26 protein-coding genes and 1 tRNA gene are annotated in these 24,846 nt (G+C 65.5%); 13 read left to right on the top strand and 14 right to left on the bottom strand.

What is annotated here, in order from left to right:
* Positions 1-131: 131 nt before the first annotated feature.
* The 4 genes from MJ601_RS01240 to MJ601_RS01255 are packed head-to-tail and all read right to left on the bottom strand — an operon-like array spanning position 132 to position 3,968.
* The gene (locus MJ601_RS01240) at positions 132-866 is read right to left on the bottom strand and encodes a phosphatase PAP2 family protein (protein WP_491572874.1); all 735 of its coding nucleotides are present in this window, start codon (positions 864-866) and stop codon (positions 132-134) included.
* Positions 844-2,238, bottom strand: coding sequence for a dihydrolipoyl dehydrogenase (gene lpdA, locus MJ601_RS01245; RefSeq protein ID WP_242122750.1), 1,395 nt, complete (start codon positions 2,236-2,238; stop codon positions 844-846). Before lpdA ends, MJ601_RS01240 begins: the two co-directional genes overlap by 23 nt.
* A gap of 33 nt (positions 2,239-2,271) precedes the next feature.
* Positions 2,272-2,679 carry an acyl-CoA thioesterase gene (locus tag MJ601_RS01250; protein WP_242122751.1) on the bottom strand — a complete coding sequence of 136 codons (408 nt, stop codon included), beginning with the start codon at positions 2,677-2,679 and terminating at the stop codon, positions 2,272-2,274.
* Positions 2,679-3,968 (bottom strand): pyruvate dehydrogenase complex dihydrolipoamide acetyltransferase, encoded by a 1,290-nt coding sequence (locus MJ601_RS01255; RefSeq protein WP_242122752.1) that lies wholly within the window; start codon positions 3,966-3,968, stop codon positions 2,679-2,681. The genes MJ601_RS01250 and MJ601_RS01255 overlap by 1 nt, the downstream gene beginning before the upstream one ends.
* Positions 3,969-4,173: 205 nt before the next feature.
* Between MJ601_RS01255 and MJ601_RS01260 the strand changes: the two genes are divergently transcribed.
* Positions 4,174-4,629 carry a universal stress protein gene (locus MJ601_RS01260; protein ID WP_242122753.1) on the top strand — a complete coding sequence of 152 codons (456 nt, stop codon included), beginning with the start codon at positions 4,174-4,176 and terminating at the stop codon, positions 4,627-4,629.
* Between the two features lie 15 nt (positions 4,630-4,644).
* On the opposite strand, the gene rnr is transcribed toward MJ601_RS01260, so the two are convergent.
* Positions 4,645-6,954, bottom strand: coding sequence for a ribonuclease R (gene rnr, locus MJ601_RS01265; RefSeq protein ID WP_242122754.1), 2,310 nt, complete (start codon positions 6,952-6,954; stop codon positions 4,645-4,647).
* A 381-nt stretch (positions 6,955-7,335) separates the two neighbouring features.
* Between rnr and MJ601_RS01270 the strand changes: the two genes are divergently transcribed.
* On the top strand, positions 7,336-7,653 hold the full coding sequence (locus MJ601_RS01270; RefSeq protein ID WP_281061187.1) for a hypothetical protein: 318 nt from the start codon (positions 7,336-7,338) through the stop codon (positions 7,651-7,653).
* Positions 7,654-7,714: 61 nt separating this feature from the next.
* Here the strand turns inward: MJ601_RS01270 and MJ601_RS01275 are convergent, their stop codons facing one another.
* Both MJ601_RS01275 and MJ601_RS01280 read right to left on the bottom strand, forming a co-directional pair.
* Entirely contained in the window at positions 7,715-8,377 is a 663-nt protein-coding gene (locus tag MJ601_RS01275) for an MOSC domain-containing protein (protein WP_242122755.1), read from the bottom strand.
* A 153-nt stretch (positions 8,378-8,530) separates the two neighbouring features.
* On the bottom strand, positions 8,531-8,749 hold the full coding sequence (locus MJ601_RS01280; RefSeq protein ID WP_242122756.1) for a hypervirulence associated TUDOR domain-containing protein: 219 nt from the start codon (positions 8,747-8,749) through the stop codon (positions 8,531-8,533).
* 122 nt (positions 8,750-8,871) lie between these two features.
* Between MJ601_RS01280 and MJ601_RS01285 the strand changes: the two genes are divergently transcribed.
* From MJ601_RS01285 to MJ601_RS01300, 4 genes are all read left to right on the top strand, one after another.
* Positions 8,872-10,050, top strand: a complete 1,179-nt coding sequence (locus tag MJ601_RS01285) for a glycosyltransferase family 4 protein (protein WP_242122757.1) — start codon at positions 8,872-8,874, stop codon at positions 10,048-10,050.
* 45 nt (positions 10,051-10,095) lie between these two features.
* Positions 10,096-11,409, top strand: a complete 1,314-nt coding sequence (locus MJ601_RS01290; protein WP_242122758.1) for a replication-associated recombination protein A — start codon at positions 10,096-10,098, stop codon at positions 11,407-11,409.
* Positions 11,406-12,266 (top strand): hypothetical protein, encoded by an 861-nt coding sequence (locus MJ601_RS01295; protein ID WP_242122759.1) that lies wholly within the window; start codon positions 11,406-11,408, stop codon positions 12,264-12,266. Before MJ601_RS01290 ends, MJ601_RS01295 begins: the two co-directional genes overlap by 4 nt.
* A 31-nt stretch (positions 12,267-12,297) precedes the next feature.
* A tRNA-Thr gene (locus MJ601_RS01300) sits at positions 12,298-12,372 on the top strand.
* A gap of 608 nt (positions 12,373-12,980) precedes the next feature.
* Here the strand turns inward: MJ601_RS01300 and MJ601_RS01305 are convergent.
* A complete protein-coding gene (locus MJ601_RS01305) occupies positions 12,981-13,430 on the bottom strand; it encodes a cupin domain-containing protein (RefSeq protein ID WP_242122760.1) in 450 nt (149 codons plus the stop codon).
* 123 nt (positions 13,431-13,553) lie between these two features.
* Between MJ601_RS01305 and MJ601_RS01310 the strand changes: the two genes are divergently transcribed.
* The gene (locus MJ601_RS01310) at positions 13,554-13,856 is read left to right on the top strand and encodes a glycine zipper 2TM domain-containing protein (protein ID WP_242122761.1); all 303 of its coding nucleotides are present in this window, start codon (positions 13,554-13,556) and stop codon (positions 13,854-13,856) included.
* A gap of 109 nt (positions 13,857-13,965) precedes the next feature.
* Here the strand turns inward: MJ601_RS01310 and MJ601_RS01315 are convergent, their stop codons facing one another.
* Positions 13,966-14,250 (bottom strand): hypothetical protein, encoded by a 285-nt coding sequence (locus tag MJ601_RS01315; protein WP_242122762.1) that lies wholly within the window; start codon positions 14,248-14,250, stop codon positions 13,966-13,968.
* Positions 14,251-14,395: 145 nt separating this feature from the next.
* Complete coding sequence (locus MJ601_RS01320) at positions 14,396-14,803, bottom strand: EVE domain-containing protein (RefSeq protein WP_242122763.1); 408 nt, start codon at positions 14,801-14,803, stop codon at positions 14,396-14,398.
* A gap of 106 nt (positions 14,804-14,909) precedes the next feature.
* Between MJ601_RS01320 and MJ601_RS01325 the strand changes: the two genes are divergently transcribed.
* Entirely contained in the window at positions 14,910-15,851 is a 942-nt protein-coding gene (locus MJ601_RS01325; protein ID WP_242122764.1) for an isopenicillin N synthase family dioxygenase, read from the top strand.
* An 18-nt stretch (positions 15,852-15,869) separates the two neighbouring features.
* Here MJ601_RS01325 and MJ601_RS01330 read toward each other — a convergent pair whose 3' ends face one another.
* Positions 15,870-16,253, bottom strand: coding sequence for a dihydroneopterin aldolase (locus MJ601_RS01330; RefSeq protein ID WP_242122765.1), 384 nt, complete (start codon positions 16,251-16,253; stop codon positions 15,870-15,872).
* A 143-nt stretch (positions 16,254-16,396) separates the two neighbouring features.
* Between MJ601_RS01330 and MJ601_RS01335 the strand changes: the two genes are divergently transcribed.
* From MJ601_RS01335 to MJ601_RS01350, 4 genes are read left to right on the top strand one after another with little or no spacing between them, the layout of a single operon-like run.
* Positions 16,397-16,915 (top strand): GNAT family N-acetyltransferase, encoded by a 519-nt coding sequence (locus MJ601_RS01335; RefSeq protein WP_242122766.1) that lies wholly within the window; start codon positions 16,397-16,399, stop codon positions 16,913-16,915.
* Positions 16,916-16,959: 44 nt separating this feature from the next.
* Positions 16,960-17,526 carry a DUF1285 domain-containing protein gene (locus tag MJ601_RS01340; RefSeq protein WP_242122767.1) on the top strand — a complete coding sequence of 189 codons (567 nt, stop codon included), beginning with the start codon at positions 16,960-16,962 and terminating at the stop codon, positions 17,524-17,526.
* Positions 17,523-18,134, top strand: coding sequence for a CoA pyrophosphatase (locus tag MJ601_RS01345; protein WP_242122768.1), 612 nt, complete (start codon positions 17,523-17,525; stop codon positions 18,132-18,134). The genes MJ601_RS01340 and MJ601_RS01345 overlap by 4 nt, the downstream gene beginning before the upstream one ends.
* Complete coding sequence (locus tag MJ601_RS01350) at positions 18,115-19,326, top strand: CCA tRNA nucleotidyltransferase (RefSeq protein WP_242122769.1); 1,212 nt, start codon at positions 18,115-18,117, stop codon at positions 19,324-19,326. Before MJ601_RS01345 ends, MJ601_RS01350 begins: the two co-directional genes overlap by 20 nt.
* On the opposite strand, the gene MJ601_RS01355 is transcribed toward MJ601_RS01350, so the two are convergent.
* The 3 genes from MJ601_RS01355 to MJ601_RS01365 all read right to left on the bottom strand — a co-directional run bounded on the left by MJ601_RS01355 (position 19,290) and on the right by MJ601_RS01365 (position 24,569).
* Entirely contained in the window at positions 19,290-21,023 is a 1,734-nt protein-coding gene (locus MJ601_RS01355; RefSeq protein WP_491572871.1) for a putative bifunctional diguanylate cyclase/phosphodiesterase, read from the bottom strand. The genes MJ601_RS01350 and MJ601_RS01355 overlap by 37 nt on opposite strands.
* Positions 21,024-21,121: 98 nt before the next feature.
* Positions 21,122-23,449 carry a DNA topoisomerase IV subunit A gene (gene parC / locus MJ601_RS01360; RefSeq protein WP_242122771.1) on the bottom strand — a complete coding sequence of 776 codons (2,328 nt, stop codon included), beginning with the start codon at positions 23,447-23,449 and terminating at the stop codon, positions 21,122-21,124.
* A 199-nt stretch (positions 23,450-23,648) separates the two neighbouring features.
* Complete coding sequence (locus MJ601_RS01365) at positions 23,649-24,569, bottom strand: LysR substrate-binding domain-containing protein (RefSeq protein WP_242122772.1); 921 nt, start codon at positions 24,567-24,569, stop codon at positions 23,649-23,651.
* A gap of 126 nt (positions 24,570-24,695) precedes the next feature.
* On the opposite strand from MJ601_RS01365, the gene MJ601_RS21900 reads away from it, so the two are divergent.
* Positions 24,696-24,824, top strand: a complete 129-nt coding sequence (locus MJ601_RS21900) for a hypothetical protein (RefSeq protein WP_281061188.1) — start codon at positions 24,696-24,698, stop codon at positions 24,822-24,824.
* Positions 24,825-24,846 lie beyond the last annotated feature (22 nt).

Consider the following 24,846-nt stretch of genomic DNA (forward strand, 5'->3'; position numbering starts at 1 on the left):
GCGCCGACTATATTCAGGGGACGCAGGGCCGCTATTTCCTGCCGGTCCTGCCGCTGGCCCTGCTGGCCGTGATGCCCGCCTGTCCCCTGCGCGGCGCGCGGGCGCTCTTCACCGGAACGGCCACGCTGCTCCTACCGATCGCCGCCGCGACGGCGTTCGACAGCTTCTGGGTCCATGGCTTCGTCACCGCCGACGGCATGCCCCCGCATCACACCCTGATCCGGGCGCTCACCCTCCCCTCGCCCCGCTGGTAGCCAGGCGCGGCACAGGGCCAGCCAGCCCAGCCCCTCGATCCATCCGGCCAGCACGTCGCTCGGCCAGTGCACGCCCAGCCACACCCGGCTGACCCCGATCAGCCCGACAAGGGCCGCCGCCGCCGCATAGGCCGGCCACCGCCCCGCAAGCAGCGCCAGCGCGCCGAAGAACATCATGTTGCCCGCCGAATGCCCGCTGGGAAAGCTGTAGCTGTTGACGATGTCGAGATGCGGCAGCAGATCGGGCCGGGGCGCGGCAAAGACCTGCTTGAGCGCCAGGTTCAGCACCGTCCCGCCGATCACCAGCAGCAGCAGCCAGACCGCCCGGTGTCGTGCCCGGAAATAGAGGATCAGGCAGGCCATCCCGGCCAGAAGGAAGCGGCCCGCCGTTCCCCCGATGGCGGAGGCGGCAAGCATGACCGGCGTGACATAGCCGCCCGCACCGCCATTCCGCGCCCGCCCGGCCATTTCCATCAGGCCGGCATTCCATCGATCCAGCCAGCCGGCGCGCTGAACGAGCGCGATCGCCAGAACGCAAAAAAGCGCGAGAGCCAAAGCCCCCGCGCCTTTCATCCGGCTTTTGCGCCGATCAGATATGGAGCGCACGCCCATAAGCGGCGAGCACGCTTTCATGCATGGATTCCGAAATGGTCGGGTGCGGGAAGACCGTATGCATCAATTCCGCCTCGGTCGTTTCCAGCGTCTTGCCGATGGTGAAGCCCTGGATCATCTCGGTCACTTCCGCGCCGACCATATGCGCGCCCAGCAATTCCCCGGTCCTGGCGTCGAACACCGTCTTGGTGAAGCCCTCCGCCTCGCCCAGCGCGATCGCCTTGCCATTGCCGATGAAGGGGAACATGCCGACCTTCACCTCATAGCCTGCTTCCTTCGCCTTGGCTTCGGTCAGGCCGACGCTGGCGATCTGCGGATGGCAATAGGTGCAACCCGGAATGTTGCGCACGTCCATGGCGTGCGGATGCTTGCCCGCGATCGCCTCCGCCGCGATCACGCCCTCATGGCTCGCCTTGTGCGCCAGCCATGGCGGCGCGGTGACGTCGCCGATCGCCCAGATGCCGTCCACATTGGTCTTGCAGCTGGGATCGGTGACGATATGGCCCCGCTCGGTCTTCACGCCCAGCGTTTCCAGCCCGATATTCTCGGTATTGGGCACGATGCCGATGGCGACGATGACATGGCTGTATTCGCCATTCACGATCTTGCCGTCCTTGCCCTTGATCGCGGCCTTGACGCCATTGGCACCGACTTCCAGCTTCTCGACGCCAGCGCCGGTCATGATGGTCATGCCCTGCTTCTTGAGCGCCTTTTCGAGGAATGCGGAAACATCGGCATCCTCGACCGGCACCACGCGGTCCATCATCTCCACCACGGTCACGTTGGCGCCCATGTCATTGTAGAAGCTGGCGAATTCGATCCCGATCGCGCCCGATCCGATGACCAGCAGCTTGCCGGGCATTTCCGGCGGCGTCATGGCATGGCGATAGGTCCACACCCGCTTGCCGTCCGCCGGAGCGAAGGGCAGGTCGCGAGCGCGGGCGCCGGTGGCGACGATGATGTTCTTTGCCGTCAGTTCCTCGGTCTTGCCGTCCTTCGTGACCGACAGCCTGCCCTTCGCGACCAGCTTGCCCTCGCCCATATGGACCGCGATCTTGTTCTTCTTCATCAGGTGCGTGACGCCCTGATTGAGCTGCTTGGCAACCCCGCGCGAACGCTTCACCACCGCCTCGATATCGGCGCTGATCTTTTCCGCGACCAGGCCATAATCCTTGGCATGGCTCATATAATGATAGATTTCCGCCGAACGCAGCAGCGCCTTGGTCGGAATACAGCCCCAGTTGAGGCAAATGCCGCCCAGATTCTCGCGCTCGACGATGGCGGTCTTCAGCCCCAGCTGCGCGGCGCGGATCGCGGCCACATAACCGCCGGGGCCGGAACCCAGAACGATGACATCGTAATTCTCAGCCATTGATAGTCTTTCTTCTGTGCAGGAAGATGAATGTCACGCCGCGGCGGGCGTGAAGGGCGGCACGGAACGGGGCTGACGATCCTCCCCGATCGCAACGAAGGTGAAGGTCGCCTTGGTCACGCGATAGGATCGGTCGTCATGCCGGGCACGGCGCCAGGCTTCTACATCGATCTTCATCGACGTGCGCCCGACGGATTTCAGAGTTGCGAAGACCGACACCTCGTCGCCGACGACGACGGGCCGAAGGAAGCTCATCCCCTCGACCGCGATGGTGACGGCGCGTCCATGGCTGTGCCGGGCGGCGACCGATCCGGCTGCCGAGTCCATCAGGCTCATCAGCCAGCCGCCGAAAATATCCCCATAAGGATTGGTGTCGGCGGGCATGGCGATGACGCGCACCGCCGGGCTGTCCTCCGGCGGCTGCTCGTCCACGCCAGCCATCAGGCCAGCATGCCGATCGGGTTTTCGACCAGTTCCTTGAAGACCTGCATCAGGCGCGCGCCGTCGGCGCCGTCGATCGCGCGATGGTCGAAGCTGCCGGTCGCCGACATGACGGTCGCGATCTGGAGCGAGTCATCGATGACGAACGGACGCTTCTCGCCCGCGCCGATCGCCAGGATCATGCCCTGCGGCGGGTTGATGACGGCTTCGAACTGCTTGATGCCGAACATGCCCATGTTCGACAGCGAAGCGGTGCCGCCCTGATATTCCTCCGGCTTCAGCTTGCCGTCCTTGGCGCGAGCGGCCAGATCCTTCATCTCGGTGGAGATGGCGGCCACGCCCTTGCCGTCCGCGCCGGTCACGATCGGGGTGATCAGCCCGCCGGGGATCGACACCGCCACCGAAATATCGGCACGCTTGAACTGCAGCATCTGGTCGCCCGCGAACTGGACGTTGCATTCCGGCACCTGGATCAGCGCCACGCCGAGCGCCTTGATCAGCAGGTCGTTGACCGAAAGCTTGACGTTGCGCGAGGCGAGGCCCGCATTCAGCTCGCCCCGCAGCTTCAGCAGCTTGTCGAGCTGCACGTCCACGGTCAGGTAGATATGCGGCACCTGCTGCTTGGACTCGGTCAGGCGGCGGGCAATGGTCTTGCGCATGCCGTTGAGCTTGATGACCTCGTGCGGAATGCCGAAATCCTGCGCGGCGGCCGCGACAGGAACCGGAGCGGCAGCGGGCGTGGCAGCGGGAGCCGGGGCCTGGGCAGCGGGCGCAGCGCCCTCCAGATCCGCCTTCACGACACGGCCGCTCGGGCCGGAACCCGCGACCGTGCTGAGATCGATCCCCTTCGCTTCGGCCAGGCGGCGGGCCAGCGGGCTGGCCTTCACCCGCTCATCCGCATCCGCCTTCGCGGGAACGGCATCGGCCTTGGGCGCGGGCGCGGCGGGCGCAGCCGCCTCCACCTTCGCAGGAACCGGCGCCTTGGCTGGAACCGGATCGGCCTTGGGCGCGGAAGCCCCGCCAGCGGCCGCGGTCGCCACATCCTCGCCTTCCTCGGCGATGACGGCGATCACGGTGCCGACCTTCACGCCTTCGGTCCCTTCCGACACCAGTATCTTGACCACCACGCCCTCGTCCACGGCTTCGAATTCCATCGTCGCCTTGTCCGTCTCGATCTCGGCCAGCAGATCACCGGACGAAACGGTGTCGCCTTCCTTCACGAGCCACTTCGCCAGAGTCCCTTCTTCCATGGTAGGGGACAGGGCTGGCATCTGGATCGTTTTGCTCATGGGTGGGTGGCCTCTCATCTTTATGAAGCGTGTGGCAATGAGAAGCCGTTTCGGCGCTTTGGCCGTAGCGGTCAAGGCCGTCCCTTGCGCCAGCCCCAATAATCCGGCACATTTCACCAGACTGGTTCAGGCCTAACCATATGGGTTCGCAAAACCAGCCTGACACCCCGGTAAAGGGGCTTTTGGATTACGGATTGGGCAAGCCATGCGGACATATCTGGTTGTCGTCGACGAGTCGCCCGAGGCGGAAACCGCGCTCCGCTTCGCCGCCCGCCGCGCCGCCAAGACGGCCGGCGCGGTCCGCATTCTCGCGCTCATCCCCCCCGCCGAATTCGTCCAGTGGGGCGGCGTTCAGGCGACCATGGAGGATGAAGCGCTGCAACGCGCCGAGGCGCTCGTGACCAGCGCGGCCGGCACGCTGACCGACGAATCCGGCATCCGCCCCAGCATCACCGTGCGGCAGGGCGATCCGGTCACGGTCGTCCGCCGCACCCTGGAGGAGATGGACGATGTCGCGGCGCTGGTGCTGGGCGCCGCCGCCAGCGGCCCTCCGGGCGTGCTCGTCTCCCACTTCGCGGGCGCGGACGCGGGCAAGCTGCCCTGCCCGATCATGATCATCCCCGGCGGGCTGGATACCGAATCCATCGACCGGCTGAGTTGACGCCGCCGCAAAGCATCACCGCCGATGCTTGCCCCGTTTCGACCCGATATGCCGGATATTGGCGGGCCGTCCCCGCCTGGCGCCCGGCCTTGCCCGATCCTTCCTGAAGCTTGGCCGCTGCGGCAGCGCATCGGGCAGTTCGAAGCGTAGCGCCCCATTGATCGGGTCCGCCTCCGCCAGCCGCAACTGCAACCGCTGCCCCACCGTGTAACGATCGCCGCTCTCCACGCCCTCCAGAGCGCGCCCGGCTTCGTCATAGAAGAAGCGCTCGTCGCCCAGCGTCGACACCGGCACCAGCCCGTCGCCGCCCAGCCCCTCGACCGTCGCGAAGAAGCCGAAACTCTGTACCCCGGTGATCCGCGCCTCAACCAGATCGCCGACATGCGCCGCCAGGAAGGCCGCGACATAGCGGTCGATCGTCTCGCGCTCCGCCTCCATCGCCCGCCGCTCATGGCCGCTGATCATTTCCCCGACGCGGCCCATATTCTCCATGTCCTCGCCGGAGAGCGAGGACCGGTCCGGGATCGCGCCGCCCTTGGGCGCTGGCAGTTCCAGACCATAGGCGCCCACCAGCGCCCGATGCACCAGCAGGTCGGAATAACGCCGGATCGGCGAGGTGAAATGGGCGTAGGAACCCAATGCCAGACCGAAATGCCCCTCATTCTGCGGGGTATAATAGGCCTGGGTCTGGCTGCGCAGGATCTGCTCCATGATCTGCGGCTTTTCCTCGGCGTCCCCGACCCGCTCGATCAGGCGGTTGAAGGTCGCGGGCTTCACCACCTGCCCCAGCGCAAACTCGATGTCGAAGGTCGCCAGATAGTCCTTCAGCGCCACCAGCTTGTCCCTGCTCGGCGGTTCATGCACGCGATACATGACCGGCGCCTTCTTCTGTTCCAGCGCCTTGGCCGCCGCCACGTTCGCGGCGATCATATAATCCTCGATCAGCATATGCGCGTCGAGCCGCTCGCGCACCGCGACGCTGACGATCTTGCCATATTCGTCCAGCACCACCCGCCGCTCCGGCAGGTCGAGCGCCAGCGGCTCGCGCTTCTCCCGCGCCTTGCGCAGCAAGGCCCAGCATGCCCAGAGCGGCTTCAGCGCCTCGTCCAGCAGCGGCTCCTCACGCGTGCCGTCGATGGCCGCCTGCGCATCCTCATAGGCCAGCACCGCCGCCACCCGGATCACAGCGCGGGAAAAGCGCCAGCTTTTCACCTTGCCCGACGCGTCGAGCACGAGATGACAGGCCATCGCCGCCCGGTCCTGCCCTTCGCGCAACGAACATATGTCGGATGATAGCTGGTGCGGCAGCATCGGCACGACCAGATCGGGGAAATAGACGCTGTTCCCGCGCTTCCTCGCCTCCCGGTCCAGCGCGCTTCCCGGCCGCACATAATAGCTGACGTCCGCGATCGCGACGATCGCCTTGTAGCCGCCCGCATTGGCCGGATCGTCATCCGGCGCGGCCCAGACCGCATCGTCATGGTCCCGCGCATCGACAGGATCGATCGCGACGATCGGCAGATGCCGCAGATCCTCGCGCTTTTCCTCATGCAGCGGCAGCCTGGAAGCCGTCACCGCCTCCTCCTCCACCCGCTCGGAAAAGACATGCGGAATGCCATGTTTGTGAATGGCGATCAGGCTGAAACTGCGCGGCGCGAAGGGATCGCCCAGGATATCCGTCACCCGCGCCGTGATGCGCGGCGGGCGCCCCACCGGCTCGGCCAGCACCAGATCGCCCTTCTTCGCGGTCCCCGCATCCGAAATCGGCGTATCCCGCCTGATCCGCTTGTCGACCGGCCGCAGCCACAGCTTGCCGCCTTCCCCTTCCTCGACCACGCCCAGCAATTCCTCGCTGGCCTTGGCGAGCTTCTTCATGGGATGCGCGACCCAGCCGCGCCCGGCCTCTTCCGTCCGCGCCAAAATCCGGTCGCCGATGGTCAGAGCACCCCGCTTGCCGCGCTCCACCACGCGCAGGCGCGGCGCGGGCTGCCCCTCCGCCTCCCAACGCTCCGGCGTCGCGATCAGGGTGGTGTCGTCGATATCGACGATCCGCAGCACCGTGACCTTGGGCACGCCCCCCATCTTGTGGAAGGCCCGCGCCGGGCCGATATCGATCAGCCCCTCATCGGCCATGTCCTTGAGCAGCGCCTTGAGCGCGATCTTCTCCGCGCCCTTCAGGCCGAATGCCTTGGCAATCTCCCGCTTGCCCGCGGGCTGGTCCGAGCCGGTGATGAAATCCATCACCTGTTCGCGCGTCGGGAAACCGGCGGGCCGCGTCTTGCTTCGGGATGAGGCGGATGTCTTCTGCTTTTCGGTCGATGCCATGGATAAGGCTATAGGCAGCCCGGCCCCGCCGCGCCAGTGCCCTCCCGGCGGGCGCGGCGCCATAATCGGATGAATTTCTTTTCATCTCCCCGCCACGCCCCTGACGCGGGCGCCGGAGCATTGTGAAACCTGCCGGAGGGGGAGGAACGAACACCCTGGCGGCAGATGCACCATATCCATTCCCGGACCTGCGGGATTCATGGAGTAAAGAAAATGCTATATGCTCGCAAATTGCCCGTCCTTGCACTGGCATCTCTTTCACTGGCATCCGGCCTGCTTCTGGCCGGAGCCGCATCAGCCGCGCCGCCCGTCAAGGCGGCTCCCGCCGCAGCAACAACCCACGGCACCGCGCCGAAAGCCAAGCCGAAGACAGCCATGCCCATGGCCGCCAAACCTGCCGCTGCCGCTGCCAAGCCAACCACTACCGGCAAGCTCACGGCCAAGGCCGTCGCCGTTCCGGCCAAGCCGGCCGTGGCCGCGAAGCCGCTCGTGGCAGCCAAGCCTGTCCCGGCCGCACAGCCTGTAGTGGCCGCAAAGCCGGTCACAGCCACGAAGCCCATGACGGCCGCAAAGCCGATGATGGCCGCAAAGCCCGGCGCAGCGCCCCGCATGGTCCGCGCCCGCCTCAGCAACGGCAAGATGGTCACCTATAATTGCAGCCTGCCCGGCAATCAGAACAAGACCGCCTGCAAGGCTTGAACCGGGAAGATCGAAGTTTCCCTCTAAAATGGCCGTCGGCGCGACCGGCGGCCATTGCCGGTTAACGATTGGCGAGCTTGCCCGCCCGTTCTCGCCAGGCGTCCGCCAGCACCGGCATGTTCGCCAGCGCCCGCACCGCATCCGGCTCGCTCTTGTGCCCGCCAGCGATCAGCAGGCGGAACAGGCGCGCAATCGGCCAGTCCGGCAAGGGCCGTTCCAGCAATTCCATCCGCGCCCCTGCCCCTCCTTCCGCCTCGCCTTCGCGGATCACGCGGAAATAGATGCCGCAACGCGCCGTCTTCACGATCGTCGCCATCACGTCCCGCTCGCCGAAACGATGGTCCAGCTTCCAGCAGGGCTGCCGTCCGTGGCTTGCCTCCAGGATCGCACTGCCCAGCGAAAAGCGGTCCCCCAGGCACAAATCTTCCTCGGTCATCCCGCGCGAGGCGATATTCTCGCCAAAGGCGCCCGGCGCGTCGAGCAGGGGATGCCCCGGCTTGCGGTCCCGCCACCAGCCATAATGATCCTGCGGATAGAGGTGGATCGCCTTGTCCCAGCCGCCATGAAACACCTTGTCGGCTACCGCATCGCCCTCCAGCCCCAGCCAGCCGATCCGCACCGGCCCCTCGACCGGTTTCTTGGCGATGGCGCTATATTCGCCGTCCCGGAACGGCATCGGCTTACCGGTCAGCAAGGCTTCGACGGTCATGAACGGCATGGTCATGGCACCGTCTTGCCATGAACGCAGGCGATTGACCAACGCCAGTCGCGGGAAGGCGGCCTGAGGGATTGTCTGGAAATGCGCGGAAGGGCGCTTTGGAAAGCCGCACCGGCCCACAGGTGCGGATGCGTCAAGGGCGCATGTCCAGACACTCTCTCAGCCGGGCGTCAGTTCCGACCCCAGTTTCAACACCTGGCTGCCGCTGTCGGTCGTCACCAGATAGGCCGGATTCCGGCTGGACCCGTTGCGGCGGATCACCGCCCCTTCGATCCGGCGTTCGACATGCCGGTCGAACCGTTCGGCAACCCTTCCACGGCCGACGCCCTGCCCCCAGTTCCACTTGACCCTCGCTCCTTTGCGAAAGCTCTCGGTCATCTCGACATTCTCTCCTGATGGGGCAACCGCGCCGGCCGGTTCGCCGTGCCGACCTCTGCAAAATTCCCGATCGCGTTTAGGGTTCCCTTGGGTTTTTCGATTGCCTGCGTTAAGGGCGGCGCATGGATGTAAAGGGGCTTCGCGTCGCGCTCTTCAGCGGCAATTACAATTATGTGCGCGATGGAGCCAACCAGGCGCTCAATCGCTTCGTCGGCTATCTGCTGCGGCAGGGGGCCGCGGTGCGCGTCTATTCCCCCACCACCGACACCCCCGCCTTCGAGCCGGCGGGCGATCTGGTGAGCGCGCCCTCCTTTCCGGTCCCCGGCCGCCGCGAATATCGGATTCCCTACCGTATGTCGGGAGCCGTCCGCCGCGACCTGGCGACCTTCCGCCCCAATCTGGTCCATGTCTCCAGCCCCGATCCGCTCGGCCATCGCGCCGTTGCCTGGGCGCGCCATCACGGCCTGCCCGCCGTCGCCTCGGTCCACACGCGGTTCGAAACCTATCCGCGCTATTACGGCCTCGCCTTCCTCGAGCCGGTGATCGAATCGCTCCTGCGCCGCTTCTACCGCCGCTGCGACGCCATCGTCGCGCCGTCCGAATCCATGGCCCAACTGCTGCGCGAACAGCGCATGAGCTATGATGTCGGCATCTGGACCCGCGGCATCGACCGGGACATCTTCAACCCCGGCCGCCGCGACACGGGCTGGCGCCAGTCGCTGGGGATCGCGGACGATGAACCGGTCATCGGCTTCATCGGCCGTCTGGTGATGGAAAAGGGGCTGGACGTCTTTTCCGACGCGATCGACCAGCTCGCTGCCAGGAACATCCGCCACAAGGTGCTGGTGGTCGGCGAAGGCCCGGCCCGCATATGGTTCGAAAACCGCCTGCCCGACGCGGTCTTCACCGGCTTCCAGAAAGGCCCGGACCTGGGCCGCGCGGTCTCCAGCATGGACCTGCTGTTCAACCCCAGCGTCACCGAAACCTTCGGCAATGTGACGCTCGAAGCCATGGCCTGCGGCCTTCCCACCGTCGCCGCCCGCGCCACCGGCAGCGAAAGCCTCGTCACCGAAGGCGTCACCGGCCGCCTGATCCGCCCCGGCGCGATCACCGCCTTTGCCGATGCGCTGGCCGCCTATTGCACCGATCCCGCCGCCCGCGCCGCCGCCGGCGCCGCCGCGATGCGGCAGGCGGAAAGCTATGGCTGGGACCAGGTGAACCAGGCCCTGGTCGACACCTATGTCCGCGTCATACGCCAGCGCGAACATGGCGCGCTGGTGCGGTCCAGCCCGGTTCCTTGACCAAAGCCTTTCCCTCCATGCCAAAGCCTTCCTATATCAGGGTCGATGGCTGATCTTTTCGCTCCCGACGACCTGCCCGCCACCCCTCCGGCCGACGCCCCGCTGGCGGACAAGCTGCGCCCCCGCACGCTGGCCGATGTCGTGGGGCAGGATCATCTGACCGGCCCGGACGGTGCGATCGGCCGCATGGTCGCGGCAGGGCGCCTGTCCTCGATCATCCTCTGGGGACCGCCGGGCACGGGCAAGACCACCATCTCCCGCCTGCTCGCCCACGCCGTGGGAATGCGCTTCGAGCCGATCTCGGCCGTCTTCTCCGGCGTCGCCGACCTCAAAAAAGTCTTCGCCACCGCCAGGGAACATGCCCGGCGCGGCGAGAAGACGCTGCTCTTCGTGGACGAGATCCACCGCTTCAACCGCGCCCAGCAGGACAGCTTCCTCCCCTTCGTCGAGGACGGCACCGTCACGCTGGTCGGCGCCACCACCGAAAATCCCAGCTTCGAACTCAACGCAGCGCTTCTCTCCCGCGCTCAGGTGCTGATCCTCCGTCGCCTCGACGCCGGCGCGCTGGAACAGTTGCTCGACCGTGCCGAAGCCCTGACCGGCCGCCCCCTCCCGCTCGATCCCGCCGCCCGCGAAGCCCTGCTCGCCAGCGCCGACGGCGACGGCCGCTTCCTGCTGAACCAGGTCGAGACGCTCTATTCGATCGCCATCCCCGAACCGCTCGACCCGGCGGGCCTTTCCGCCCTGCTCCACCGCCGCGTCGCCGTCTATGACAAGGACCGGGAGGGGCATTACAACCTCATCTCCGCCCTCCACAAAAGCCTGCGCGGCTCCGATCCGCAGGCCGCGCTTTATTATCTCGCCCGCATGCTGACCGCTGGCGAGGAACCGCTCTACGTCCTGCGCCGCCTCGTCCGCTTCGCGACGGAGGATATCGGCCTTGCCGACCCGCAGGCCCTCGTCCAGTGCCTCGCCGCCAAGGACACATATGAGTTTCTCGGCTCCCCCGAAGGCGAACTCGCGATCGTTCAGGCCTGCCTCTATTGCGCCACCGCGCCTAAATCCAACGCCGCCTATGCCGCGATGAAGTCCGCCTGGAAGTCCGCCCGCGACACCGGATCGCTCATGCCGCCGCAGAATATCCTGAACGCCCCCACAAAGCTCATGAAGACCATCGGCTACGGCAAGGGCTATCACTATGACCATGACGCGGCGGACGGCTTTTCCGGCGACGATTACTGGCCCGAAGAGATGCAGCCGCAGACCTTCTACGCCCCCACCGACCGCGGCTTCGAAGCCCGCATCGCCGAACGCATCGCCTATTGGAACCGCCTGCGGACCGAACGCAACGCATCATGACCCCCCGCTTCGCCCGCTACGCCGTCATCGACTGGTCCGGCGCCAGGGGGTCGCGCCACAAGGGGATCGCCGTCGCCCTGTGCGAAGCCGGAGACGCCGTCCCGACGCTGCAGCATCCCCCCGGCGGCGGCCTCTGGTCGCGCCGCGCCGTCGCCGACTGGCTCATCGGAAAGGCGGGCGAAGCGCCCACCCTGTTCGGCTTCGACTTCAGCTTCGCCCCGCCCTTCGTGACGCGCGGCGGCTATCTGCCGGGCGATGACGTGCCCGTCACCGGCCCCGCCTTCTGGGCCTATGTCGAGAGCGTCTGCGATGACGAGGATCTGGGCGCCGTCAGCCTGCTGGAGCGGACCCACCGCCGTCATTTCTATTTCGGCAAGGCGGACGGGATCAAGGCCGACTATATGCACAACCGCCTGTGCGAAGCGCATTACAACGCCCAGGGCGGCGGCAAGCCCTCCACCGTCTATGACGCCATCGGCGCGGCGCAGGTCGCCAAGGCCAGCTTTGCGGGCATGCGCCTGCTCCACCATGTCCACGCCCATGTCCCCGTCTGGCCGTTCGATCCCCCGCCTGAAGACGGTTCGCTGGTCGTGGAAATCTACACCAGCATCGCCGCCCGCGCCGCCGGCCGTCCGAAAGGCCAGAGCAAGATGCGCGACCTCGCCGCGCTCAACGATGCCCTGCTGGCAATCGAATCGCTGCCGCATGAGGGGCTGCCGCCGGACGATCATGGCGCCGACGCCATCCTCACCGCCGCCTGGCTCCGCCGCGCCGCCCCCCGCCCCAGCCTCTGGACGCCGCCGATGCTGGACGAAAAAATCGCTGCAACGGAGGGCTGGACGTTCGGCATCATCTGATAGTAAGGCGCTCGGCGTCAGCGACTGACATGCCGGATTAGCACAGCGGTAGTGCAGCGGTTTTGTAAACCGAAGGTCGGGGGTTCGATCCCCTCATCCGGCACCATCAACGCCTGAAGACCGGCAAATGGCACCGGGGCGTAAACTCATCGATACGCTCAAAAGCCGGGCACGCGCGCCAGCCCGTGCCCGCCGCCCGGATTTCGGGCCTGGCATCGCTTCCGCCAACACGTCCCGGACGGCCCCCAACGCAAAATGGGGGCCGGCATTTCTGCCGGTCCCCACTTCCGTCGTGTCTCTCGATCCGCTTCTCTTTCAAGATGCGATCATCGGACTCGGCGCGCGATATGTCCGCCTGAAAGGCCTCCATATCGTGTCGGCTCCGTTTGCCCGGCCGGCCGGCCGTTCTCCCGCAGCCGTCCTCCCTATTCGATGCCCGACGTTCACTTTCGCGCGTGCACGGCATCGTCCATGAGAGGACCATCGGCTTTCCACATCTTCCTTCCGGTCCATGCTTCTTTTCCGACGCTCGAAAAGCTCTTCAAGTCACTGATTTCTCACCGACTTTGGCATCCAGATTTCTCTGTCTCCCGTTCTTTTCGATAGGGAGATGGTCTCACCAAAAGCGAGTCGTTCAAAGCGGAATCTGACGATTCGAAGAAGGCCTGAACCTAAAGCTGTGGATAATTGTGGATAATTTTTTCACGGTATGAATCAGGGCAGATCATCCCCCGGCGACCAGTGCCGGGGCGCCAGCGAAAAGCCCGAAAAATCAAATCCAGGCACCACCGTGCAACTCACCAGCGTCCAGCCACCCAGCGGGCGCGCCGCCTGCCAGTGATGCGCGGGAACCCGTAACTGCGGATGTTCGCCCGCCAGCACATCGCCGCCCAGCACCCAGTCCCGCGCCGTTTCGCCATCGCCCGCGACGGACAGGGTCAGCGGCGCCCCGGCATGCCAGAACCAGTGCTCCTCGGCATCCACCCGGTGCCAATGCGAATGCTGATGCGCCTCCAGCAGGAAATGGATCGCCGTTCCGCCCGCGCGCTCGCCGGGTGCGGCGGCGGCACGCCAGGTTTCCCGATACCAGCCGCCTTCGGGATGCGGCGACAGCCCCAAAGCCTCGATCACGGCCTTCGCCGCCGCCTCATCGCCCCCGTCCATCGTCTCACCTCAAAATTTTATCGCAACGAAAACAACACTCTGCCTTGTTGCCGCAGGTTCATGCAACCTCGATCAATATGTGCGGGTTGAATGTGCAAATCACGCTTTTTTGGAGGAGATAAAATGCGTAAGACCCTGATGGCCCTCGCCGCCGTTTCGCTGGCCATTCCCGTTTCGATGGCCGTTCCGACGGAGGGCGCCAGCGCGCGCCGCCACTATGAATATCGCGAATGGCGTGGCCGCGACGGCCGCACCTATTGCCGCAAGTCCGACGGCACGACCGGCCTGATCGTCGGCGGCGTCGGCGGTGCGCTGGTCGGCCGCGCGATCGATACCCGTGGCGACCGTGCGACGGGCACGATCCTGGGCGCTGCCGGTGGCGCGCTGCTCGGCAAGGAAATCGACAGCAAGCGCCGCTGCCGCTGAGTGGAACGGCGCCGCATGTCCCGATGCGGCGCGCCCGCCCGGTCATCCCCAGAAAAAGGGCGGCTTCCCTCGCAGGAAGCCGCCCTTTTTCGATCAGATGGGCTGAAGATTATTCGGCAGCCGCGCCGCGGGCATCTTCAACCTTGAAGGCAACCGGCTGGCCGCCCGACACGCCCGACACCCGGCCGTTGCGGACCGACAGGTTGAAGGCGACCGCATCCGGGTAACGGCGACCCGAGATCACCTTTCCCGTCTTGGTGTCCTTCACGTCGTACACATAGGTGTAGCCTTCGTGCGTGAACTTCTGCTTGCCAGCCTCTTCGGCGTACAGCGGAGCATGGGCAGCGCCCAGGGCGATCAGGCCCGAAACAATGAACTTCGACAGCATTCGCATGGGTAAACTCCTTGTGAATGCCGATCAAACACCTCTGGAACATTCTTTTCTGTTGCAGCCAATTTATGGTGCGCCGCACAAAAACGACAATCGCAAAGAAAGGCGGACCAATTGCATTTCCCGCAACCGGGCGGGCGCGCCGGGGTCAAGCCTTTGACAAGGCAAGGATATGCCTGAACTCCGCTTCGGTCAGGGGCGACACGGAAAGGCGCGACTGGCGGATCATCACCATGTCTTTCAGCACCGGATCGGCCTTCATCGTCTTCAGGGTCACCGGTTTCCGCAGCTTTTCCTTCGGCCCGACATGGACGGCGATCCACTTGCCGGTATCGTCGGTGCTGTCGGGCGCGGCTTCCTCGACAATCTCCATGATGCCGACCGCTTCGACCCCGATATTGCTGTGGTAGAAGATCGACAGGTCGCCCTTCCTCATCGCCTTCATATTGTTCTGGGCGGCATGGTTGCGCACGCCATCCCATTCCGCCTTCCCCTTTGCGACCAGATCGTCATAGGAAAAGACATCGGGTTCCGATTTCATCAGCCAATAGTTCATGGCTTCTCCTTGCATCAGGCGCAAAGGGCGATCAAGGATGCGCCATCGGGTCCGGCCGGCAGAATAGCCCAGGCCAGGACAATCGTCTGATTTTCGGAGAATAATCGTGTCGCAATCGGTACTGGAACAAGTGCCCCTCCTGTCCCTTGGCACCATGACGAAGGCCGATTTCGCCACGGCCTTCGGCGGTTCCTTCCAGCGTTTCGGCTTCGCCATGGTGAAGGACCATGGCATGGACCAGTCGCTGATCGATCGGGGCTGGGCGCTGGCCCGGCGGTTTTTCGCCCTGCCCGATGATGTGAAGCGCCGTTACGACGCCCGATATAATGGCGGGCAGCGCGGCTATACCGCCTTCGGCGTGGAAATCGCCAAGGGCGCGAGCGAGAACGACCTCAAGGAATTCTGGCATGTCGGCCGCGACCTGCCCCCCGGCGATCCGCTGGCGGAAACCATGCCGCCCAATGTCTGGCCCGACGAATTGCCGGAATTTCATGACACCTTCACCCGGCTCTACGGCGAATTCGACCGGGTCGGGGCCGAACTGCTCTCCGCCATCGCCCTCTATCTCGGCCTGCCGGAACGCTGGTTCGACGGCCCGGTCGAAAATGGCAATTCGATCCTGCGCCTGCTCCATTATCCGCCGGTCTCCCCGGAGGCCCCCGGCATCCGCGCCGGCGCGCATGAGGACATCAACCTCATCACCCTGCTGCTGGGCGCGGAGGAAGGCGGGCTGGAACTCAGGGACCGCGACGGCAACTGGCTGCCCGTCGTCCCACCGCAGGGCGCGCTGGCCATCAATGTCGGCGACATGCTCCAGCGCCTGACCAACTACCGGCTGCCCTCGACCAGCCATCGCGTGGTCAATCCGCCGCCCGAACGGCGCGGCTTCTCGCGCTATTCCATGCCCTTCTTCCTGCACCTGCGGCCCGATTTCCTGATCGACGCGCTGCCGCAATGCGTCGATGCCGGCCATCCCCGCCGCGATCCGCCGATCACCGCGCACGACTATCTGACCGAAAGGCTGCGCGAAATCGGCCTGATCAAATAGAGAAGCGCCTCCGGGCGCCTATTTCCGCCCGCGCCCCATGGTGATGCCGATTTCCTCGCTTTTCTCGCTCAGCGCGAGTTTCACGATCTTCACCTCGACATGGGTGACCTTGTCGTCCTGCAGGAAGATGGTCTCGATGATGTGATCCGCCACCGCCTCGATCAGCGTGAAATGCTGGCCTTCGGGCAGCGCGCTGGTCGCGGCATGTTTCAGGTCCATATAGTTTTTGGACCGCGACAAAGGCGTATTGGGATCATAATGATCCGCGATCTTCAGCTTCGCGCGGATCGAGATGCGCAGCGGCTGCGGCAGGTGCGTCTCCTCCGAATAGATGCCGGTCAGGACATCCACATCCAGATTATTCACCTCCAACGTCAGAAAATCGTCAAATCCGCTGTTCATATCCCGCCACATTCGACCCTTCCCCGCTACAGGCATGGCCTGCCGCGGGCGGGGTCCAGTTTAGACTTTTATTTTGCGAAGCAGGCGCTAAAGCCCGCCGCTCTTGGCGCGTCCATGCGCCATTGAAGGCGGATCGGCAAGACGTGTCTGTAATAGTGCCCCTCAACATCATGGCTCAGGAAGCGATCGAGCAACTGCTCGACGCGGCATTCGGCCCTGACCGGCATGGCCGGACCGCCTATCTGATTCGCGACGGCATGCCCTGGCTTCCCGAACTTTCCTTCGGAATCGAGGATGAGAAGGGCAATCTCGTTGGCTCGCTGCAAAGCTGGCCGGTCGCGCTCACCCATCAGGATGGCAGCCAGACGCCGCTCATCATGGTCGGCCCCGTGGCGGTCGCTCCGGCCCTGCAGGGCACCGGCCATGGCCGGGCGATGATGGACGCAGTCGTCACCGCCGCCCGCGCCCAGCGCTGCGACCCGCTGATGATGATCGGCGATCCGGAATATTATGGCCGTTTCTGGGGCTTTTCGGCGGACGGCACCAGCGGCTGGGATTGCCCCGGCCCGTTCGAACAGCGCCGCCTTCTGGCCCTGTCCGTCGATGGTCGCCCGATCGGCGGCAAGGGGATGCTCAGTCCACGGATCACCGTCCAGGCCTGAAATTCTCTTTTGCCTTCGTCGAAAAGCGCTCCTATCTCGACCGCATGCCGATGGAGCCTCCCCCCGACCTTGCCAGCCTATCCCTGACCGACATTGCGCGCCTGCTGGCGGAAAAGCGCCTTCCCCCGGTCGAAAAATGGAACCCGGCCCATTGCGGCGACAGCGACATGCGCATCGCCCGCGACGGCACCTGGTTCCACCAGGGCTCCCCCATCGGCCGCGAAGCCATGGTCCGCCTCTTCTCGACCATCCTGCGCCGCGAGGCCGACGGCAGCTACGTCCTCGTCACCCCGGTCGAAAAGCTCTCGATCGAGGTGGAGGACGCCCCCTTCATCGCGGTGGAACTCAAGACCGAGGGCGAGGACCGGGAAAGAAGCCTCGCCTTCCGCCTCAACACGGGCGATCTGGTCGCGGCCGGGCCGGACAATGCCCTTGTCCTGCGCGAGACGGCGGACGGTCCCCATCCCTACATCCATGTCCGCGGCGGGATGGAGGCCCTAATCGCGCGCAGCGTCTATTATGAGCTGATGAACCTCGCGCTCGACGAGAATGCCGACCCCATCGGCCTCTGGAGCGACGGCGCCTTCTTCGCGCTGGACGGATCGGCATGACCCTGGCGGAGCAGTTGCGCGCGGCGCTCAGACAGGGCCATGAACGCGAGCTCGACCTGACCTCCCCCGAAACCCGCGATCCGCGCATCGAGGACGGCATGGTCCTGGCACCCGCCGCCGTGCTGGTGGCGATCACGGACCGGCCCGATCCCGGCCTCATCCTGACCCAACGCTCCGCCCGATTGCGCAAACATCCCGGGCAAATCGCCTTTCCGGGCGGCCGCGTCGATGAAGGCGATGCCGACGAAGTGGCCGGCGCCCTGCGCGAGGCACAGGAAGAGATCGGCATCCCCCCGCATCTGGTGGAGATCATCGGAACGTCCGACCGCTACCACACCTTCACCGGCTTCGACATCGTGCCCGTGCTGGGCGTCATCCCCCCCGACCTTCCGCTCCTCCCCCAGGAAAGCGAGGTGGATTCATGGTTCGAACTGCCGCTCTCCTACGCCCTCAATCCCGCCAACAGAATCCGGAAATCGATAGAATTTGAAGGCTTTAAACGCTATTATTACGAAATAATGTGGCAGGACCGCCGCATCTGGGGCGTCACCGCAGGCATTCTCGCCAATCTTTCGCGAAGGCTCGGCCATGACCCATCTCCTGCCTGACGCCGACTGGCGCCACCGGCCCGGCCTGGACGCGCTGCTCAGCGCGCTGGGCGCCGGCCGGGGGGAGGCCCGCTTCGTCGGCGGCGCGGTGCGCGACGGCCTGCTCGGCCTGCCGGTCAACGACCTCGACATCGCCACCGTCCTCGATCCGCGCGGCGTCATCGACCGCCTCAAATCCGCCGGTATCAAGGCCGTGCCGACCGGCATCGACCATGGCACCGTCACGGCGGTCATCCATGGCTGGCCGGTCGAGATCACCAGCCTGCGCCGCGACGTCAGCACCGACGGCCGCCGCGCCACCATCGCCTATACCGACGACTGGCGCGAGGATGCCGCCCGGCGCGATTTCACCATCAACGCCCTCTATGCCGACCCGATCACCCATGAGATCACCGATTTCTTCGGCGGCGTCGATGACCTGAAGGCCCGTCATGTCCGCTTCATCGGCGACGCGACGGCCCGGATCGCGGAGGACCATCTCCGCATCCTGCGCTATTTCCGCTTTCTCGCCCGCTTCGGTCATGACGAACCGGATGCGCAGGCCTATGCCGCCTGCCGCGCCGCCGCCAACAGCCTGATGGCCCTGTCCCGCGAGCGGATCGCGGACGAACTGCTCAAATTGCTGGCGGTCGCCGCTCCGCTCCCCGCGCTGCGCCTGATGATCGACGGCGGCATATTGGCGCCCGTCCTCCCGGAAATCGACCGGAGCAGCCTCGACCGCCTGGCCGCGCTGGCCGACCGCGAAGCCGCCTCCTCGACGCCCCCATCCGCCCTGCGCCGCCTTGCGGCCCTGCTCCCGCCGGACCCGCGCGTCGCCGACCTGGTCGGCGCCCGGCTCAAGCTCTCCAACAAGGCACGCAAGCGTCTGGCGGTCGCGCTGGAAGGCCCTGCCACCGGCATGCCGCCCCGCGCCCTCGCCTATCGGATCGGCGTGGAGGGCGCCATCGACCGCCTGCTGCTCGACCCGCACGCCCCGCTGGAGGGGCTGGCCGCGCTGCACGACTGGACCCCGCCCCGTCTCCCGATCGGCGGCGGCGCCCTCATCGCGCGCGGCCTGCCACCCGGCCCGGACGTGGCCAAGGCGCTGCAGCAGATACAGGATATCTGGGTGGCGGAGGGTTTTCCCGGCGAACCCCGCCTCGCCGAAATCGCGGATCAGACCGTTTCGAAATTCCAGCGCGCCCGCCAATAGTCGAACGCCTCCGGCTCCGCCATCGGCCGCGCGAAATAATAGCCCTGACCCTGCCAGCAGCCCAGATTTTGCAGTGCATGGGCCAGTTGCTGCGTCTCGATCCCTTCCGCCGTGACATGCAGACCCAGCGATTCGGCCAGCGACAGGATCGTCTTGACCATCACTTCCTTGTCGCGATCGTCCAGCATATTGGTCACGAAGCTGCGGTCGATCTTCAATATGTCGATGGGCAGGCTGTGCAGGCTGGCCAGGTTCGAATAGCCGGTGCCGAAATCGTCCATGGCGATCGGCATCTGCAGGTCCTTGAGCGCGAACAGCAGTTTCCGGGCCTTTTCCGGATCGGCGACGATGGCGCTTTCCGTCAGTTCCGCCGTCAGCCGGTTGCCGGTAATGCCGGAATAGCGCAGCGCTTCCTCGAACATGGACGCCACATCGTCCCGCGTCATCTGGATCGGCGACAGGTTCACATTGACCCCGACCGGCAGGGGCTGGCCGAATTTCGCGTCCCATCGGCTCAGCGCCTGCGCCGCTTCATAGGCCGCCCAGCGGCCCAGCGGCGTGATCAGCCCGCTTTCCTCCGCCACCGCGATGAATTCGGCGGGGGACACGTCACCCAGTTCCTCATCGTTCCAGCGCGCCAGCGCTTCGAACCCGGTGATCTCCCCGGTCTGGAGATGGATCAGCGGCTGATAGGCCAGCGTCAAGCCGCCCTGCGCCAGCGCGTCGCGCAGCCGGCTCTCCACCGAGAAGCGCCGCTGCGCCTCCTTCAGCACGCCGTTGCGATAGATTTCCACCTTGCCGCTGCGCTTGGCGATCTTCACCGCCGCCTGCGCCTTGCGCACCACATCTTCCGGGTCTTCGGTCAGGCTGGCCGACAGCGCGCAACCGATGGCGCAATCGACCCGGATCTGCAGGTCGCTCAACCGGATCGGATAGTTGAGCGCGTCCCTGATCCTCTGGACGATATGAAGGGCATCGGACAAGCCATTGTTCAATTTGGCAAAGATGGCAAAGTCATTGCCGCCGATCCGGCTCAGCACATCCCCCTGCCGCAGGCTGGACTTCAAACGCTTGGCGACGGTGATCAGCAACTCGTCGCCCGCCATCGGTCCCAGCGATTCATTGACCCGGCTGAACCGGCTGAGGTCGATCGCGATGATCCCGAACTGGGCATTTTCCGGCCAGGACATGTTGGCCAGCCGGTCCTCGATTTCCTCGCCGAACCCCGTCCGGTTGGGCAGCGCCGTCAGGCCGTCCGACAGCAGTTCCCGCCGCAGATTCTTGACGATGGAACGGTCGCTGGTCCGGTCGAGCGCGGTGAACAGAAACAAATTGGGCTGCCCTTCCAGTTCAGGCAGCCGTCCGATCGTGCAGTAGAAATATTCCGGCCCCAGCGTCCCTTCGCGCCGCAGTTCGAAACTGTCCGAATCACGCCCCGACAAGATGGACTCGACGATCCGCCGCCGCCATTCCGTGGCCTGGGGCCGCGCCGGTTCCGATGCGTCCGGGCTGAAATATTTGCGGAACCAGCCATTGACGGCCACTACCTTCAAGACATTGTCCTGGAAGGAGAATGTGGACGCGGGATGCGGCAGGGCGCCCAGCCATTCGGTCATCGATATCATGTGGAATGGATGCGCGTCATCGACCCCGGGCAGGAGCTCGACCTTCGGCGTAATATCTGGCCGATCGCGCATCGACGTGGATTCCATGGAGTCGGCGATAGGATCAAAGGGTAAATATTCGGGAAACGACATTCCCGATTTCGCCATCACTATAGGAAAAAATCATCCGATCAGAAACGGTTATCGCGCGGAAAGCCGGTCGGCGGCATGCGTCCCGCCGCACCCCTGGCCACCCGCCACGGCGTCATGTCGGCTTCGGTGCGCGTGCGGCCCGTTCCCCCGCCCATGGTCCAGCTCAGGCCGTCGGACAGGCGGAAGGCGATCGCGTCCGACAGGCCGCCGTCGCGATAGCGCTGCATCTGCACGCCCTGCCCGCGCGCCATGCGCGGCATTTCGATCAGGGAAAAGACCAGCAGCTTGCGATTCTCGCCGACCACCGCGACGCTGTCGGCCTCCGGCGCGATCGGATGCACGACGCTCAGTTTCGCGCCGGTGCGGACGTTCACCACCTGCTTGCCCTTGCGCGTCTCCGCGATCACATCGGCCACCGCCGCCACGAAGCCTCGTCCGTCCGAAGAGGCCAGCAACAGTTCGCCGCCGGTCTTCGCGGGCATCAGCGCCACGATCTGGCCGGTCCCGTCCATGTCGACCAGCGACCGCACCGGATCGCCGAAGCCGCGCCCGCCCGGCAGCTTGTCGGCGCCCAGCGTGAAGATGCGGCCCGTCTCGCTCGCCAGCAGCAGCTTGTCGGTCGTCTGCGCGTGGAAGGCGATCATCGGACCGTCGCCTTCCTTGAACTTCAGCGTATCAGCCGAAGCTAGGTCGCGATGCCCGCTCATCGCCCTGATCCAGCCGCGCTCGGACAGGATGACGGTGATCGGTTCCTTCTCGATCATCGCCTCCAGCGGGATTTCGCGGGCCGGGGCCGCTTCCTCGACCAGGGTGCGCCGCCTGCCGAACTCGGTGTCGGGCGAATAGCGTTTGCGCAGGTCCGCCAGATCCTTCTTCAGCCGGGTGCGCTGCCGCGCCGGGCTTTCGACCAGCCTGGTCAGTTCCTCGCGCTCCTTCAGCAGTTCGGAATGCTCGCGCCGCAGCTCCATTTCCTCCAGTCTGCGCAGGGAGCGCAGCCGCATGTTGAGGATCGCCTCGGCCTGCCGGTCGGTGAGCTGGAACTCGGCCATCATCACCTCTTTCGGCTCATCCTCGGTCCGGATGATCTCGATCACCCGGTCCAGGTTCAGATAGGCGATGATATAGCCGTCCAGCAGTTCCAGCCGGGCCGCGATCTTCTCCAGCCGGTGCTGGGTGCGCCGCACCAGCACGTCGATCTGGTGCTTCAGCCATTCGACCAGGACCGGCTTCAGCCCCATCACCCGCGGCGTCCGGGTCGCGTCCAGCACGTTCAGGTTCAGCGGGAAGCGGTTTTCCAGATCGGTCAGGCGGAACAGGCTGTCCTTGAGTATATCGACAGAAACGTTGCGGCTTTTGGGGACGATGACGATACGGATCGTTTCATCGCTCTCATCCCGCACATCCTCCAGGATCGGCAGCTTCTTCTCGTTTATCAGCGCCGCGATCTGCTCGATCAGCTTGGACTTCTGGACCTGATAGGGGATTTCGGAGATGACGAGTTGCCACATGCCGCCGGAAAGCTTCTCGATCCCATCCGCTTCCCAGCTGCCATCTTCATTGCGCCCGTTGGAAAAGCGCGCACGGGTCCGAAAGGAGCCGCGCCCGGTGCGATAAGCCTCTGAAATGATCGCAGCGCTGTCGACCAGCACGCCGCCGGTCGGAAAGTCCGGCCCGCGCACGATCTGCATGAGGTCGGCATGTTCCGCATCGGGATTTTCGATCAGCAGGCTGGCCGCATCGATCAGCTCGGCGACATTGTGCGGCGGGATGCTGGTCGCCATGCCGACCGCGATGCCGCTGGCGCCGTTGGCCAGCAGGTTCGGGAACAGGCCGGGAAAGACCTCCGGCTCCTCATCCTCGCCATTATAGGTGGGGCGGAAATCGACGGTGCCCTCGTCCAGCCCCGCCATCAGGTCGGCTGCCGCCTGCGTCAGCCGGGCCTCGGTATAGCGCATCGCCGCCGCATTATCGCCGTCGATATTGCCGAAATTGCCCTGCCCGTCGACCAGCGGCGTGCGCAGCGAGAAATCCTGCGCCAGGCGCACCATGGCGTCATAGACCGACGTGTCGCCGTGCGGGTGATATTTGCCGATGACGTCGCCGACCACGCGGGCGCATTTCTTGTAGGCGGTGGTGTTGCGGGCGGGATTGGCCACCAGCACGTCGGGCGAAGCGCCGCCCGGCTCCATCCGCAGCAGCCGCATCGCCCAGAGCAGCCGCCGGTGCACCGGCTTCAGCCCGTCGCGCAGGTCCGGCAGCGACCGCGCGGTAATGGTGGAAAGGGCATAGACGAGATAGCGCTGGGACAGCGCATCGTCGAACGGGTGATCCTTGATAGCGTCGAACGGGTCGCGAAAATCGGTCATCGCAGAGGGGAATAGCAGCGCCGCGACAAAACGGAAACGGAGTTTGCGGCTGCTCGGGAAATGCGCCTTTCAGCCCGTGGCAGCACCAGCCTACTCCCCCACCCGGCCATCCAACGGCAGTATCATATGGGTGGCCGGGTGGGGGAGCGGGCTGGTGCCGATCCGAAATGCGCCCTTCCGCGCATTTCCGGACACATGTTCAGCGCGGGAAATAGCGCCGGTCCGGATCGGCGGCGATTTCCCGCGCGAACTCGGCGCTTATCCAGTCGCGAAAGACCTTCACCTTGGGCGCATTGCGGGCATGGGGCGGGTAGACCACCCAATAGCTGGCGATCTCGCGGACATAGGACGGCACGGCCTCGACCAGCAGGCCCGCTTCCACCTCCGCCTTCCAGAGAAAATGGTTGAGGATCGCGATCCCCTGCCCGGCAATGGCGGCGCGCCCCTCCATCACCTGGCTGTCGAGCGCGATGCCGGGCGGGCCGTCGGCCGGGTCCGCCTCCACCCCCATGGCGGCGAACCATTCATGCCACCACATATCGTCCGGCGACAGGCGCGGCGCGGCGTGAAGCGCCCATGCGTCGGCGACCGGGCCGTGGCTGTCGAGCCAGCGGGGGCTGCACATCGGCACCAGCCGGTTATGGGTCAGCAGCTTCGCCTCCAGCCCCGGCCAGTCGCCCTTGCCGCCCCGCACCGCCAGATCCACGCCATCGCGGACCAGGTCGACCACCGCATCCTCCGCCTGGATGCGCACCGCCAGATGCGGATGGCGCATCTGGAAGGCGCCGATCCGGGGCGCCAGCCAGAGATGGGCGAAGCTGTTGGTGCAGCTGATCGTCAGGACCGCCGACTGGTCCTGCGTCAGCGCGGCGAACCCCTGCCGCATCTGGTCGAAGGCGCGGCTGACGACAGATGAAATCTCCCGCCCCCTGTCAGTCAGCTCCACCTTGCGCCCCGCGCGCTGGAACAGGCTGAGGCCCAGCCGCTCCTCCAACAACTTCACCTGATAACTGACCGCCGCCTGCGTCATCCCCAGCTCCTGGGCGGCGGCAGTGAAATTCTCCAGCCTGGCGGCGGCTTCGAACACGCGGACAGCGGACAGTGGCGGAAGGTTGCTCATGCATAATGAATAAGCCAGCCTTATATATCCTGTCCACGCTTTTGTTGGCCGGCACCATGAAAATCATCGATAGAAATCCCCGTCAGTTCACCGTGACATTCATGGAAAAAGGAACAGGTCATGCACATGTCCAACAACGCCCGGCCGTGGAATCCCGGCCATGAAACACCCTCCCCTTTCCCGACCCTCATGCAAGCCTTCCAGGCGCTGCACCGCATCCGCTGGTCGGCACCCTGGCAGCAGGAACAATCATGAAAAAGCATCGGGAAAGGCCGAC

Source organism: Sphingobium trunci, from assembly GCF_022664535.1.
Classification (GTDB): domain Bacteria; phylum Pseudomonadota; class Alphaproteobacteria; order Sphingomonadales; family Sphingomonadaceae; genus Sphingobium.